16 protein-coding genes are annotated in these 15,980 nt (G+C 34.9%); all 16 read left to right on the top strand.

Features of this window, described 5'->3' with window-relative positions:
- Nucleotides 1-193 precede the first annotated feature (193 nt).
- The 16 genes from HH304_RS04250 (at nt 194) to HH304_RS04175 (ending at nt 15,957) form a co-directional block, all read left to right on the top strand.
- Nucleotides 194-826, top strand: coding sequence for a hypothetical protein (locus HH304_RS04250; RefSeq protein ID WP_169678220.1), 633 nt, complete (start codon nt 194-196; stop codon nt 824-826).
- A gap of 87 nt (nt 827-913) precedes the next feature.
- Complete coding sequence (locus HH304_RS04245; protein WP_169678219.1) at nt 914-1,702, top strand: tryptophan-rich sensory protein; 789 nt, start codon at nt 914-916, stop codon at nt 1,700-1,702.
- Between the two features lie 549 nt (nt 1,703-2,251).
- Nucleotides 2,252-2,455 carry a YgaP family membrane protein gene (locus tag HH304_RS04240; protein ID WP_169678218.1) on the top strand — a complete coding sequence of 68 codons (204 nt, stop codon included), beginning with the start codon at nt 2,252-2,254 and terminating at the stop codon, nt 2,453-2,455.
- A 9-nt stretch (nt 2,456-2,464) separates the two neighbouring features.
- Nucleotides 2,465-2,914: a hypothetical protein gene (locus HH304_RS04235; protein ID WP_169678217.1), complete on the top strand. Its 450-nt coding sequence runs from the start codon at nt 2,465-2,467 to the stop codon at nt 2,912-2,914.
- 107 nt (nt 2,915-3,021) lie between these two features.
- Complete coding sequence (locus HH304_RS04230; protein ID WP_169678216.1) at nt 3,022-3,936, top strand: oxidoreductase; 915 nt, start codon at nt 3,022-3,024, stop codon at nt 3,934-3,936.
- 110 nt (nt 3,937-4,046) lie between these two features.
- On the top strand, nt 4,047-4,547 hold the full coding sequence (locus tag HH304_RS04225; RefSeq protein WP_169678215.1) for an SRPBCC family protein: 501 nt from the start codon (nt 4,047-4,049) through the stop codon (nt 4,545-4,547).
- Nucleotides 4,548-4,597: 50 nt separating this feature from the next.
- Nucleotides 4,598-5,455 carry a pirin family protein gene (locus HH304_RS04220; protein ID WP_169678214.1) on the top strand — a complete coding sequence of 286 codons (858 nt, stop codon included), beginning with the start codon at nt 4,598-4,600 and terminating at the stop codon, nt 5,453-5,455.
- Nucleotides 5,456-5,592: 137 nt separating this feature from the next.
- Nucleotides 5,593-6,096: a DUF4199 domain-containing protein gene (locus HH304_RS04215; protein ID WP_169678213.1), complete on the top strand. Its 504-nt coding sequence runs from the start codon at nt 5,593-5,595 to the stop codon at nt 6,094-6,096.
- 4 nt (nt 6,097-6,100) lie between these two features.
- The gene (locus HH304_RS04210) at nt 6,101-7,354 is read left to right on the top strand and encodes an OmpP1/FadL family transporter (protein ID WP_169678212.1); all 1,254 of its coding nucleotides are present in this window, start codon (nt 6,101-6,103) and stop codon (nt 7,352-7,354) included.
- 106 nt (nt 7,355-7,460) lie between these two features.
- Complete coding sequence (gene aqpZ / locus HH304_RS04205; protein ID WP_169678211.1) at nt 7,461-8,141, top strand: aquaporin Z; 681 nt, start codon at nt 7,461-7,463, stop codon at nt 8,139-8,141.
- Nucleotides 8,142-8,246: 105 nt separating this feature from the next.
- Nucleotides 8,247-8,723, top strand: coding sequence for a GbsR/MarR family transcriptional regulator (locus HH304_RS04200; protein ID WP_169678210.1), 477 nt, complete (start codon nt 8,247-8,249; stop codon nt 8,721-8,723).
- A gap of 158 nt (nt 8,724-8,881) precedes the next feature.
- Complete coding sequence (locus tag HH304_RS04195) at nt 8,882-10,174, top strand: TolC family protein (RefSeq protein ID WP_169678209.1); 1,293 nt, start codon at nt 8,882-8,884, stop codon at nt 10,172-10,174.
- Nucleotides 10,175-10,197: 23 nt separating this feature from the next.
- Nucleotides 10,198-11,250, top strand: a complete 1,053-nt coding sequence (locus tag HH304_RS04190) for an efflux RND transporter periplasmic adaptor subunit (RefSeq protein ID WP_169678208.1) — start codon at nt 10,198-10,200, stop codon at nt 11,248-11,250.
- Nucleotides 11,251-11,271: 21 nt separating this feature from the next.
- Entirely contained in the window at nt 11,272-14,472 is a 3,201-nt protein-coding gene (locus HH304_RS04185; protein WP_169678207.1) for an efflux RND transporter permease subunit, read from the top strand.
- Between the two features lie 92 nt (nt 14,473-14,564).
- Entirely contained in the window at nt 14,565-14,843 is a 279-nt protein-coding gene (locus HH304_RS04180; protein WP_169678206.1) for a TIGR03643 family protein, read from the top strand.
- A 106-nt stretch (nt 14,844-14,949) separates the two neighbouring features.
- Nucleotides 14,950-15,957, top strand: coding sequence for a DUF481 domain-containing protein (locus tag HH304_RS04175; protein WP_169678205.1), 1,008 nt, complete (start codon nt 14,950-14,952; stop codon nt 15,955-15,957).
- The last annotated feature ends 23 nt before the right edge of the window (nt 15,958-15,980 follow it).

Raw genomic sequence — 15,980 nt, 5'->3', positions numbered from 1 at the left:
CACCTCCTTAATTTAGAGGATGTAATCCTTTAAATAAGTTAATAAATATTAGTCCATTAAACTATAATGAAGCTATTAATAAACCCAAAGCAAATAAATGACACTCATCTTTACCAAAAACCACATAACCGGGTATATAAACCGGAAACACTTGAAAATCGTATAATAAAGAGACCCTAATATAACTTTGGACATGAAAGAGAAATTTCTTAATGCGAAACACTGGCAATTATTCATTTCGATTTATGGAATTCCATTTCTCTTTCAGATAGTTGTAATCGGATATATAGTATTGGCAGGCATTAACCATATTGAACCAAGCCATAAAGCTTTATTTCCCATTATATATTTTGTTCCGTTTTTAGTTTTACTTCCTTTAGGAGTTCTTTTTGCCTGGTATTGGTCAGTAGGGAAAGGCCTTCAAAGTAAAATCCCTGTGGAATATAGACTTAGTACCAATGTCTTTAAATTTACACTTATATTCCCTGTAATATATTTATTGATATTTTTAACAGCCTTGGTAACAGCTATTTCTAACGACTATCTTCACAATGAAAGCTCATTTCCTATAATATTAGGAATCATAATACCCGTACATTTATTTATGGCATTTTGTGGTATATATAATATTTATTTTGCCTCAAAAACTTTTAAAACTGCCGAATTACAACGTCCGGTGAGTTTTTCGGAATACGTCGGAGAATTTTTAATGATTTGGTTCTACTTTTTGGGTATTTGGTTCCTTCAACCAAAAATTAATTTGATGATGGGTGAAAACTATTCCCCAAAACAAATAGATAAGTTTTCAACTGATTATAAATGGTAATTAGAAAAGAATTTGTCTAGTTTGAAAATTATCTTTTGACTTGAATTAAGTTTTTTATTACCTTCTGAAAACAAAACTTAATTGCATTTGAAAACTACCAGAATTCTACCTCTGATCAATCTGTTAATTTTATCAGGAACAATTTACTGGAACTACCTGTCAAACACAGGAATTATCGATGGTAAAAATGTAGGGCTCGTCAGTAATAAATATGATAGTTTATTTACCCCAGCCAGTTACACCTTTGCCATTTGGGGAATAATTTATCTTTGTTTAATAATTCAAGCTGTATATCTGGTAATTCAAGGGTTTAGAGGAAATATCGAACCTACCATAAAAAAACTAATACCATATTTAATAGTTGCTAATATTGCCAATTCACTATGGGTATATGTATGGCTTAAGGAATATACCGGTTTATCAATTCTGGTTATGGTCATAATACTGGTATCGCTCTTAACAGCTGTATTAAAATTAAATATGCAACATAAAAGTGTCCCGGTCGCATATATGATATCAATCTGGTGGCCATTAGACATTTATTCAGGCTGGATAACTGTTGCGACTATAGCAAATATATCAGCATATTTATATAGCATGGGGTGGTCTGGTGGATTATCTGAAGTTTCCTGGACAATAATTATGATATTAATCGGAACTGCTATTTACATATTTATGATTTTCAATAGAAATATGCGTGAATTTGCTGCGGTTGGAATCTGGGCCTTTTATGGTATTGCTGTTCGACATTGGTATACGATTCCTGAACTTAAGTTTGTAGCTTTAAGCGCTGCTGCTGTGATTTTTGTATTGACTCTGTATCATGCTTTTCATAATAGAAAATCATTACCGATTGTAGGCAAAAAAAAGCAGTAAATGAAGAGTAATTTCAAGAGTATTACAACGATAAATCACATTCTTTAACTCACTTATTATCAGCTAAAAGTGAATTTTACTAATAGAAATTATAATCAAGACTAATAAAATCGCAAAAACACTATTAACAACGACAAAATTCAATTTAATCTTTCTTTTAACACAATTTTATTATACATTAGTTTCGACTTTTAAACAAACTAATGATAATCAAACGGTTAACAATTAATCAATTGGTTGATTTAGTGAAATTGAGCTAAAAGTTAATAGTAAAATTCGGGAGCATGAATTTACCCGTTGCTGTTAAAAATCAGCAACGGGGAATTCTATTCTTCCTACATTCAGAGCCGTGTATTTTGTAAGATTTTTATTAATTATTAAGTATTTAAAGGAAGAAATAGATTTTTTCAATATCAAACCTATCTCATCCAATGAAATTGTTGGTAAGAAAAAAAGCTATAAAACTTATTCTCGTCTGTTTATTATGTTTTGCGATTATTTATTCACTGGTAATAATAATTCAAACAATTACGAGTTAATGGTACGAAAATGAAAAAAAATATGGGAAATTTGGACCGTACTATCAGGATTATTCTGGCGGTCGGCTTAGGCATCTTGTATTATACCGATATAGTTGGTGATTCAATACGTCCGGTATTGTTTTCTCTTTCTGTTATTTTTTTAATAACCGGTTTCACAGGATTCTGTCCATTGTATTTTCCGCTGAATATATCTACTAAAAAGAAAAGTTAAATTGGAGCGATGAATTTTTTTAAACAGCTATTTGCCATTTCATTGATTGCCTTATATGCAATAATGGTATCATGTGGTAACAAAGACAATAATCCTTCACCTGCAGATCAGTTTATTAGAAAAATGACTGTTGGTAATTGGAAAATCACTGAATTCAAGGACTCAGGAAATATTGCCACTGCAAATTATAATGGTTATTTCTTTATGTTTAATCCTGATGGCTCAATTATGGCATCAAATGGTTTAAATGCATTTTCAGGATCCTGGAATCTTATTACTAACCCAAGTGATGGTGACGACGACAAACTAGACGAATTAGATCTTGAAATTAAATTTAACCAGGAAAACGAATTTGATAACTTGACTTTGGTGTGGGACATCCTTTATGAAAATCAAAATAGGTTTGATCTTGGAATTGAAAACGATAGTAATGAATCATTGAGATTTGAAAAATTATAAATAATACGATCTATGTATTCCTGACGGTTAGCTATAAAATTAGCTAACCGTTTTTTTTTGCCAGCCACAATTTTGTATTTTAAGATAGATCATCTCAAAATCATCAAATGGAAGGATACATATTTGAAAAAATACCGGATCAAACTGGAAAAGTAGCAATAGTTACAGGTGCAAATGTTGGACTTGGATTTGAAACCTGTAGCTTTCTACTAGAAAAAAACCTCACCGTAATAATGGCCTGTCGTGATCTTGACAAAGCTACAATGGCTAGGTCTGAACTTCAAAACAACCACAAATCAGCACTTATTGATATTATCCACCTTGATCTTTCAGATCTCAATTCTGTAAAAAAGTTTTCTTCAGAATTTAATTCTAAATATGACAGGCTTGATCTTCTAATAAACAATGCAGGAGTTATGTTTCCTCCCTATCAAACTACAAAACAAGGATTTGAACTTCAATTTGGGGTTAACTATCTGGCTCATTTCCTACTTACAGGATTATTAATTGATAAAATCTTAAAAACTGAAAATTCAAGAATAATCACTCTTAGCAGTCTGGCTCACCGATGGGGAGATGTATATTTTGATGATATTAATTTTCAAAGGGGTTATGACAAAAGAAAAGCATATGGGCAAAGCAAGCTTGCGTGTTTAATGTTTGCATATGAACTTCAACGTAGATTATCAGAGCTTTCAAATAAAAATACTATTTCCCTTGCGGCACATCCGGGAATATCTACTACTAATCTTGGAAGATATTTACCTGAATTTGCTCAAACTATATTTAAAGGAATTGGTCCTTTAATATTTAATAATCCCAGACAAGGAGCAGAACCAACCGTAAGGGCTGCTTTGGATCCCCATGCTACAGGTGGGGAATATTATGGCCCCGGAGGTTTTCGTGAATATAGTGGAAAACCAGTTTTAGTTGACTCAAATTCAAACTCAAAAGATAAATATAAGGCCAACAGATTATGGAAGTTATCAGAAAAAATGACTGAGTTTGATTTTTCCTTATAACTTGATTTCTGTAAAACCATCTAGGATAAACGAATCTAAATTATCTGGATTTTAGTAATTACCTAATGTATCTTACTATAAATCAAGATATAACTTTCACTCTTACCATCATGTCAAATAAAAAACAATTCGATTACAGCCATTTCACAGTAAAATCTGTTGTTCAGGCTAGTGTTCATAAAGTCTATGAACTTTGGACATCACAAGCAGGGCTTGAAAAATGGTTTCTAAGGCTTGCGGAATTCACAAGCTCCAATGGAGAAAAACGAGATCCTCATGAAGATATTCAGGTTGGTGATACCTATAAGTGGTTATGGCACGGATACCCGGACACGGTTGTTGAACATGGCGAAATCCTTGAGCTGAATGGAAAAAATCACATGAGATTTACCTTCGGAAAAGCCGGAATTGTAACTGTTACAATTGGAATTGAAGAAAGCACTACTATAGTAACTTTAACTCAAGATAACATCCCTCCTGTTTCTGAAACAGAAGTGAATTTTCATGTAGACTGTAAGACAGGCTGGACCTTCTACCTTGCTAATATGAACTCAATTGTTCAGGGTGGAGTAGATCTGAGAAATAAAAACACTAAACTACACCTTGATTGATTTAAACATTATTTATCTCCTTCCGTTTATTTGTTTAAACAATATTTATCATGAAAAAAGAAATCAGAGCTATCCATAACGCAGTTTACGACCCAATTGCTGATTTAAAAACATGGAGAGCAATGCCTACTCAATCCATAAATAACCTGGATCCGTTTTTATTTCTAAATCATCATGGCCCACAAGAATATGGCCCGAATAACAACGGTTTACCATTTGGTCCCCATCCCCATCGTGGCTTTGAAACATTGACCTTCGTTCTTCATGGTGACATTACTCACAAAGACTCAGTAACCGGCGAAAGCGTCATAACAAAGGGAGGTATACAGTGGATGACTGCTGGTAGCGGACTTATTCATGCCGAAGTTTCGTCTGATGATTTCAAAAAGAATGGAGGTAAGGAAGAAGTTATCCAGCTTTGGTTCAATTTGCCTTCTCATTTAAAAATGACTGAACCAAAATATATTGGTCTTCAAAAAGAAAAAATACCAATTGTTAAAACAGAAGACGGACTTGGAGAGGTTCAGATGGTTTCAGGAGAATTCAATAATGTTGAGGGTCCTGTTAAATCACTCACAAATCTCTTCACTTCAACAATAACATTAAAAGCAGGTGGTAATTTTCAAAAATCCATGTCTGAAGGCTCTCAGGTACTGCTTTATGTGATCAATGGCAAGATTGAAATAAACAACCAGGAAGTTTCAACTCATCAACTAATAGAACTGACTCAGGAAGGGGATGAAATAATTTTTGAAGCTTTAGAAGAAAGTATATTAATATTTTGTTTTGGAAAACCATTCAATGAGCCTATATTCGCCCACGGTCCGTTTGTAATGAATACTGCAGAAGAAATTAATCAGGCAATAATGGACTTTCAGAGTGGAAAATTAGGTTCAATGAACCTGTAAATATATAAGAAACTGCATGTAAATATGGCGGTATCCTTTTTTAAGGGACCGCTTATTTTTTTATATATAAGTCTAAACACTTGAACAATTTGATTATCAGCAGTAAATTAAATAACACTCTACGATAATCTTTTACCATGAAAAAATATTCAATAGAAATAAAATGGGCTTTAATTTTCACTGTTGCCCTTATAGTTTGGACATATATTGAGAAAATAACAGGACTGCACAGTACTCACATTGACAAGCATCCGATTTACACCAACCTCTTTGCAATAATTGCTTTTGTGATTTACACAATGGCACTACTAGATAAAAGAAGAACTTTCTACAATGGTAAAATGACCTATAAACAAGGCTTCATTTCAGGATTAATTATAAGTATCATAGTAGCAATTCTAAGTCCGGTATCACAATTTATCACCCATAAACTAATCACACCTGATTATTTTAAAAATGCGATTGAATATTCAGTTTCCTCCGGAAATGTCACACTTGAAGAGGCTGAGAGTTATTTCAATTTAAACAGCTACATCATACAAAGCTTCATTTTTGCAATTGTTGTCGGAGCAATCACTTCAGCTATTGTTGCCTTTTTTACAAAGAATGTTTCCACGCCTTCATCTCCGTCAACCAATTAATAATATGCATATTAAGGCCCTTTTAACTGTTTTGATATTTTTCTGGTTTTTGCCTTCCAGATCCCAAACTGCTTATAGCCCTAATATTCTACCATTAGGAGATTTGGAACCTATGATGGCAAACACAGGGACTGGAGGACTAGCTTCGACAGGAGCAGTATTTTATAATCCTGCTGCTCTCACCATGCTTAAGGGAACTTCTTTTTCACTTTCCGGAACAGCATATCTGAGATATGATTTTTCTGTTGAACCAATCGCAACAATTAATAATCAGAATCTCGATTTTAATGCGACGGGCTACCAGTCTATTCCAACAAGTATAATAATGGTGAAAAGTGTCAAAGACTGGAAACTTGCCTTTTCAGCCCTAATCCCGATGGACTTTAGATATAATGGACAAATAAACTGGCAGGTTTCTACACAACAAGAAACACTTGATCTTAATTTTATTGAAAACTATAAAGAAAACCTTTTTCTTATCGGATTATCCGGAGCAAGAAAGATCAATGAGCACTGGTCATGGGGAGCAACTATATATCTTCAAGTGTTTACCTTTAACACCATATCTGATGCAAAAAGTCAGATCATAGAAAGACCAGGAACTCTTACTCAACTTTCTAATAGAAGTACAGTTAACCCATTTAATTTAGTACTATTTGCAGGTATTCATCGCAAAGGAGACAAAGTTGATCTTGGGTTAAAACTTTCAACACCATCACTCTACCTGTTTGGAACTGGTGATTTTTATGAATTCAGATATTCAAACGATTTGATCAATGCAATCGAAATTGAAGAAACAAACCTGACCAAAGTTGACACAAAATTCAATTCACCTGCTGAAATAAGAATAGGGGCAGTATTCAAACCAGGAGAAAAGTGGAAAATAGCTACCGATCTTAGTTATAACTTTAAAATGAAATATGATATTTATCCATCAGGGGAACTCGATGATATAGAAGAACTTAGGAGCAGTTATCGATTGAGCAGTGGTGGTGAATACATCATGAATAAAAATATTTCAATTTATGCGGGTGGGTCATATACTCCCTCCATAAAACTCTCTGAAGAAAATTATAAAGATCCGGACTACATATCGATAGTAACCGGTTTTAAATTAAAATCAGAAAACTTTACCTCTAACCTGGGATTATTTTATTCTTTAGGAAAAGGAGAACAACCAAAATCTATAGGTACGGGTCAAACAAATTTAACCTACAGGTATCTTGGAGCATTCCTGGGTACCAATTATAAGTTTTAAAGCTGATCAAAAAGCTGATAAACAGTACGTTAATTCGATTTATATCACTATATTAAATAGACAATCAACTTTATTTTAATAATCTTTCATTTAATACAGCTGAACAATGAAAAAATTTGTTGCAGAATTTTTCGGAACATTCTGGTTGGTACTTGGAGGTTGCGGAAGCGCTGTCCTTGCCTCGTCTTTTCCTGAAGTAGGCATTGGCCTTTTAGGAGTATCCTTTGCTTTCGGTCTTACCGTATTGACAATTGCTTATGGATTAGGCCATATATCCGGTGCCCATCTTAACCCGGCAGTTACCGTTGGCCTATGGTCTGCAGGTAGATTTGAAGCAGGTAATATCTTGGGATATGTGGCTTCACAAATTCTTGGAGCTATCATGGCCGCTGTGATTCTTTACTTAATTGCTACGGGCAATGGTTCAGAAATCGGATCATTTGCAGCAAATGGCTATGGTGAACATTCTCCTGGCGGATATAGCATGATCGCTGCCCTGGTTTGCGAATTTGTAATGACTTTTATGTTCCTCATGGTGATTATCGGAGCAACTGATGAAAGAGCTCCCGCCGGATTTGCCGGAATTGCGATTGGTCTATGCTTAACTTTAATACATCTTATCAGTATACCAGTAACGAATACTTCGGTCAACCCGGCTAGAAGCATCAGTCAGGCTATTTTTGTCGGTGACTGGGCTATTGCACAGCTTTGGTTATTTATTATTGTACCAATTGCCGGGGCATTTACTGCAGGATTAGTATATAAAGCATTCTTTACCAAGGAATAATAATTAATTAAAATAATCTAAACAGTATAAAGAGATATTTTTTTTAGTTCTGTATTTGCAGAACTAAAAAAACCTTTATACATTTGTTCCGTATTTGATAATAGAATGGAAGACAAAAAAATCATATTAACAGAACAACAGAAAGAAGTACTCGAAATGTTTGGTGTATTTCTTGAAAAGAAAGGCTGGCAGCCTGCGCTTGCCAGAGTATTAGGTGTTCTGGCACTTAATGATGAAGGTGAATTAACATTTGATCAAATACGTGATGTTTTGAATCTAAGTAAAAGTGCCACAAGTTCAGCCTTGAATAACCTGATCAATAATGGCAAAGTAGAATACATTACCAAAACAGGTGATCGTAAAAGGTATTTCAGAATTAAACCAATTATGGTTCATGACATGATTCTTGAAGAAATCGATACCAGAAAAGAATTAACCAGGGTGTTAAAAGAAGTTTACGACCAGAAATCAAATAAAGAAGGTGTATTCTGTCATAATCTGAAAACAGCTATTGAATTCTTTGAATTTATGAATGACAAGATTACTAAAGCCCATGCTGAATGGAAATTAAAAAATAGTTAAACCAATATTTTTTTGCCTCGTTTAGTTCTTTAAATACAGAACTAACTGTACTAAATAGAATTTACCGAACAACAAGAACAAATACAATGAAAAGATTAAAATTATCTTTTACTCCCATTTTTATTTTGATGTTCATTTTTTCATCGGGGGATGAAATTATGGCACAGACGGAGTCGGAAAAGGTATTCACATTAAAAGAGAGTATTGAATATGCTCTTAGCCATAGTCAGGACATGAGAATTGCTGATTATGAAATGGAGAATGCCGAAAATCAAATTAAGGAAATCCGCAGCACTGGTTTACCTCAGGTCAATGCTTATGCTAAGCTTGAAGACAATTTAAAATTGCCTACCCAGATTTTACCGGGTGAATTAATTGGTGAACCGGGTGGTACTGTACCTGTACAGTTTGGTGTTCAATATGTAGCAACTGCCGGAGTTCAGTTTAATCAATTAATATTTAATAAATCTTATTTGATTGGTCTGGAAGCAGCGAGAACTTCAAAAGAGTACTACGCATTAAACAAGATTAAAACTGAAGAATCAGTAATCTACCATGTGTCAGCAAATTACTATCGCACGCTTTACATTCAGGAACAATTAAAAGTAGTTGATCAAAACCTTGAAAGGCTTACTCAATTGCTAAAAATCATGGAAGTAAGAGCCAATAATGATCTTGTTAGGCAGGTAGATTTAAACAGGGTAAAGGTATCCAAAACTAATCTTCAAACTCAAAAGAGTAACCTTGTTACACAACTTGAGCAACAAAAGAACCTGTTAAAATACTCAATGGGTATGACTACGGAAGATAGCATCACTCTTGATAACAAATCAATTGGTTCTTTCGATGAGCAAATGGTATCATCATTACAGGCGATTAATTCAAATACAAGAACTGAAATAAAACTTCTTGAAAAGCAAAAAGAATTAAATACACTAAATGATAAGAACATCAAAGCAGGTTATTATCCAAGTTTGAGTCTATATGGTGGCTATAACTATGTTGGCCAGCAAAATGAACTTGGTGAATTATTCAATAACGAATGGTTTGATGCAGCAATGATCGGAATCAGACTTGACATACCAATATTTGATGGATTCCAGAAAAAATATCGCTCAGCACAGGCAAAAGTTAATCAATCAATCATTGATGAAAACATGTCTAAAACAAAGACATACATTTCCCTGGAACAGGAAACTGCCCAGTCAACTTTAAAAAACAGTCTTGAAAACCTTGAAGCTCAACATGAAAATATGCTATTGGCTGAAAAAGTTTATGATCAACAAAACAGCCTGTACAAAGAAGGTGTGATTCAGCTAATCGACCTACTTGATGCAGAAACAGCCTTGCGTGAAGCTCAAACAGGTTATAACACTGGACTCATCAATGTAAAGCTTGCTGAACTTGAACTGATAAAAGCAAACGGAAACCTTAACACTCTTAATCAATAATAGACTCTAAGTATCATTTAATTATGAAAAAAATAATAACAATAATAGCTGTAATTGCCTCAATCGGACTGGTAGCTTATACTTTAGCTAGCAATAAGGAAGAAAAAGAAGCAGAAATAGCCTCATTACAGGTAAAGAGTGAATCTATTCCTGTTAAGATCACTAAACTAAAAGAAGAGGAAATCAATGGCAAAATGAGCCTTAATGGAACATTGGAACCAATAAGAGAATTAGCTCTTCTAAGTGAGACTCAAGGACAGGTTTTACGACTTGTTAAAGAAAAGGGAGACAGAGTTTCTAAAGGCGATTTATTACTTCAGGTTGACAACGAACTTTTCCAGGCTGAATTATTAGCTGCGGAAGCTCAATTTGAGAAAATGAAAAAGGATGTTGCCCGATTTGAAAACCTGATCGAGGAAGATGCTATCACTCAACGTGACCTTGAAGATGCAAAGCTTGGATTGAAAAAGGCTGAAGCAAATTATAAAGCAATTCGTAAGCGTCTGAATGAAACATATGTAAAAAGTCCTATTTCAGGAATTATTCATGATGATGCTGTAGAGGTTGGATCGTTCCTTACTCCTGGAAAAAAACTATATGACATTGTAGATGTATCAAGACTTAAGTTGATTGTTAATGTTCCTGAAAGCCATATTCTTGAAGTAAGAGAGGGTCAAGAAGTAGTTCTTTCAGCAGATGTACACCCGGGAAAAACTTTCAATGGAAAGGTAAAAACCATCGCTCAAAAAGCAGACAAAACTCTAAAATACGAAGTTGAAATTGAGGTGTTAAACAATAATAATGAGCTACCTCTAAAAGCAGGTATGTATGCAAAAGCAAACTTCGAATTCCAACCAAAAAAATCTGTTGTTATTGATAGAAAGGCTATCGTAGGGAGTTTAAAAGAGCCGGCAGTTTTCATAGTGGAAAATGGCGCTGCTTATCAGAAAAACATAGTTATCGGTCAAATCTTTGACAATAAAGTAGAAGTTATCGACGGATTAAGTTCAAGCGAAGAGGTTGTTTTAAGTGGACAAATAAACCTTAAAAACGGCACCAAAGTATCTGCTCTTTAATCAAAATCATAATTAGATATTATGCAAATAACTAAGATATCCATAAAACGATCTACCATTGTTACCGTAGTTTTTTCACTACTCCTGACATTTGGTATCGGATCATATATGCAATTAGGTTATGAACTACTTCCGGATATTTCTTCGCCTGTAGTAACTGTAACCACAGTTTATCCGGGAGCCTCTCCTGACGAGGTTGAAACCTCGGTTACCAAAGAAATTGAAGATGCCGTTGCATCACTTGAAGGACTGGACAGGATCAGATCTTTCTCAATGGAAAATGTATCGGTAGTAATTATCGAGCTTGTCATTGATGCTGATGCCGACAAAGGTCTTCAGGATGCTCAAAGAAAAATTGATGCTATTCTAGGAGAATTACCCGATGCAGTAGATCCTCCATCATTGGCTAAATTCAATCTAAGTGACAGGCCAATTATGTATGCAGGTGCCAGGTCAAACCTATCATCCACAGAATTCTACGATCTTATCACTAACAAAATTCAGCCATCATTATCCAGGATTCAAGGTGTAGCCAACATTGAACTTACAGGTGGTGAAGAACGTGAAATCAGAATTAATATTGACAAAGACAAAATGGAATCTTATAACCTTTCCATTTTACAAGTCAATCAAAAAATTGCCAGCTCAAACATGGATATTCCAGCTGGTAAAATTAAAAGTAATCAAGGTCAGGTATCAATTAGACTTTCAGGAAAATACTCTTCTCTGGATCAAATCGAAAACCTGATAATTTCGCAAGCATCAAATGGTAGTAGTGTAAGACTCAAAGACATTGCTGAAGTTCAGGATACCAAGAAAGAAGTAGAAAAGATAAGCCGCATCGATGCCAGTGAGTCAATTATGCTGGCAATTCAAAAGCAATCTGATGCAAATGCTGTAGAAGTAAGTGCACTAACTACTGCTGCCATGGATCAGCTTGAAAACGAATATGCTGATTACGGATTAAAATTTGAAATGGCTCAGGACTCATCATTGTTTACTCTTGATGCTGCTGATGCAGTTATTCATGACCTTGCAATTGCAATTGTTCTTGTTGCGGTTGTAATGTTACTATTCCTTCATAGTATCAGAAACGCTATCATTGTAATGATTGCTGTACCAACATCGATCATAGCAACATTCACTTTCATGTTCCTATTAGGTTACACACTTAACTTGATGACTCTTCTTGGATTATCACTGGTTGTAGGTATCCTGGTGGATGATGCCATTGTGGTTATTGAAAACATCTATCGTCACATGGAGATGGGTAAAAACCGAATTCAGGCATCTTATGATGGTATCCGTGAGATAGGAGCTACCGTAACTTCGATTACCCTTGTAATTGTTGTGGTATTCGTACCATTAGCACTTTCTACCGGACTAGTAGCAGATATCGTTAGACAATTTGCTGTTGTAGTTGCTATCTCTACCCTATTGAGTATGCTGGTTGCATTTACATTGATTCCATTACTATCATCCAGATTTTCAAAACTTGAACACCTGTCTGATAAAACATTTATTGGTCGATTCATATTAGGATTTGAAAAGTTGATTGATAGATTTAGTGAAGGTGTAACTGGTATTCTGAAATGGAGTTTCAATCATAAAATTGTTACTTTCTTTATAGTTATTGTTTTGTTCTTTGCTTCTGTTGCTTTACTTCCGATGGGATTCATTGGTAGTGAGTTCGTTACTAGTGGTGACCGTGGTGAATTTCTTATTAGAATGGAACTTCCGGATGATGCTACTATCGAACAGACAAACTTTGCTACTCAACAAGTAGAAAGCATCCTGGATCAAAACCCTGATGTAACAACATACTTCACGACTATTGGTCAGTTAACTGATCCGTTTTTAGGAACTCAGGATAAAGCCAATGCAGCTGAAATAAATGTTAAGTTGGTAGATAAGGAAAAGCGTGATTATTCAACTAATCTTTTTGCCAGAAAATTCAAAGCAAGTCTTGAAGAGACAGTAAGTGGTGTTGAATTTAAAACTGTACCAATTTCAATTATGGGTTCGGCTCAGGATGCACCGATTCAGGTAGTATTGACCGGACCAAATCTTGATAGCCTTCTTTCGATCTCTAAAAAAGTTGAAAATATCATAGCTTCAGTTGAAGGTACAGCAGATATAACATCAAGTGTGGAGTCAGGTAAGCCGGAAATAAACGTTAAGCTTGATCGTGATAAAATGGCTCGATTAGGTCTTTCTCTTGATCAAGTTGGTGGTGGACTACGAGTTGCATTTAATGGTAACGATGACTCTAGATATAAAGATGGTGAGTATGAGTATGACATTAATGTAAGACTTGATGCATTTGACAGACAAGACCAGAGTGACATTGCAAACCTGACTTTCATAAATAACAAAGGTGAAATCATTCGTCTGTCGCAATTCGCAGATATAGAAGAAACTACTGGTCCGACAAGACTGGACAGGGAAAACAGAATTGCAGCAGTAACAGTAGCTTCACAGGTACTTGGTCGATCAGAAGGTATAATCGGGCAGGAATTAACTGCTAAGCTTGATGCACTTGATATGGGCGAAGGTGTTAGTTACCGTTTTGGAGGTAACCTTGAAAACCAGTCAGAAGCATTTGGTACTTTAGGACTGGCCTTGCTATCATCATTATTCTTTATCTACCTGATCATGGTCGCACTTTATGATAGTTATGTATATCCATTGGTAATCATGTTCTCTATTCCATTAGCGATAATCGGAGCATTATTTGCTTTGGCACTGGCAAAACAAAACCTGAGTATATTCTCAATTCTGGGTATCATCATGCTTATCGGATTGGTTGCTAAAAACGCAATTCTGGTAGTCGACTTTACAAACCAATTGAAAGAAAAAGGCATTCCAGTTAAAGATTCACTGTTACAGGCAACTAAAACCCGTTTCAGACCAATTTTGATGACTACAATTGCGATGGTAATTGGTATGATGCCTATTGCTTTAGCATCAGGACCGGGTGCTGAATGGAAAAACTCACTGGGTTGGGTACTAATCGGAGGATTGATTAGTTCGATGTTCCTGACTTTAGTTGTGGTACCATTGATTTACTATCTGTTTGACAGATTATTGGAGAAATTCGGAATGAACAAGAAAAAAGTAATTGAAATCGATGATACGCCAATTGAAGATATGGAAAGTGAAGCTGACGAATTACTTAAAAATCTGAACAAAAATAAAAAGGAGTTAGAACTCCATCATTAAGCTTAATTAGTTGTTAGTTTGATCCTAAGGGAAGGCAAAATTGCCTTCCCTTTTTAATTATAACAATTTATTTATTCTGCTGTTATACCAAAATGACACAATTAAATGAACGTGATAAAAACAGAATAATTGAAATGGCTTGGGAAGATAGAACACCCTTTGAGGCAATTGAATATCAATTTGGCCTTACTGAAAAGGATGTCATCAACCTTATGAGAATCGAGTTAAAGGAATCAAGCTTTAAAAGATGGAGAAAAAGAGTTAATTCAGGAGTTAGCCTAAAGCATAAAATAAAAAGACATGAGGGTATCTCAAGATTTAAATCTTCCCGTCAACGTCACGTTTCACTAAATAAAATATCAAAAAGATAACCTGATTACTAATAAATGTCATGCACTTATTTGAAGAAATTTCATTAAATTAATAATATAAGAAGGTTATAAACCTGACAATTCACTACCAAAACCAATATTTCATATGAGAAAACTAATCATATTGACTTGTCTTTCTATGTTGTGCATTTTTCAGGGATTCACTCAGGATTCATTATTATTTAACAATGGTAATATAATCGTAGGTGAAATACAGTCCATGAACAAAGGTGTATTAACTATAGAAACAGATTATAGCGACAATGATTTCACTATAATGTGGGAAGACATCAAAGAAATATACACGGAATCGTTACTCACAATGGTAACTGTAGATGGTGACAGGTATTATGGAACCTTGAAAACAAAAAACGGACAATTTGAAATCATTGAAGATAACGGCACCTCACATATTGTTGAACGCAGGGAAATAGTTAATTTAAAACCCCTTGATAAAGGATTTCTGGACAGGTTGTATGCAGGAATTGATTTAGGTTATACATTAACCAGGGCAAGGACACAAAGACAGTTTACATTACGAAGCCGTGCAGGGTATATGGCTGAACGATGGTCACTGGATATGAATTTCAATACTTTAAGTTCGAAACAGGACGACTCTGAAGATATTGACCGGACAGATGGAAATGTTGCGTTCAGATATATTTTACCTCATGAATGGTTTGTAATGGCTCAGGTAGATTTCTTATCCAGTTCTGATCAGTTGCTAGACCTACGTACTAACACTAGAATTGGTGCTGGTAAATTCCTTGTCAGGACTAACAGACTATACTGGGGTTTACAAGGAGGAGTTTCCTGGAACAATGAGAATTATCAGGGTGAGAACAATGATAGAAAAAGTACAGAAGCCTGGATTGGCTCTGAGGTTAATGTATACGACATTGGAGATTTATCATTATTGGCCAATGTGGTAGTTTATCCAAGTCTGACTGAATCGGGAAGGGTTCGTGTTGACCATAGGCTTGATTTAAAATATGATCTCCCGTTAGACTTTTATATTAAAACAGGTTTGACATTAAATTATGACTCTGAACCTATTGAAGGCGGGGTTAATACGGATTATGTCTGGCAAACATCATTCGGGTGGAGTTGGTAATAAAGCACCCTTGGCTAACCAAA

It is taken from the genome of Marinigracilibium pacificum, from assembly GCF_012926615.1.
In the GTDB taxonomy this organism is placed as follows: Bacteria; Bacteroidota; Bacteroidia; order Cytophagales; family Cyclobacteriaceae; genus Mangrovivirga; species Mangrovivirga pacifica.
This window is presented reverse-complemented; position numbering and strand designations above follow the sequence as displayed.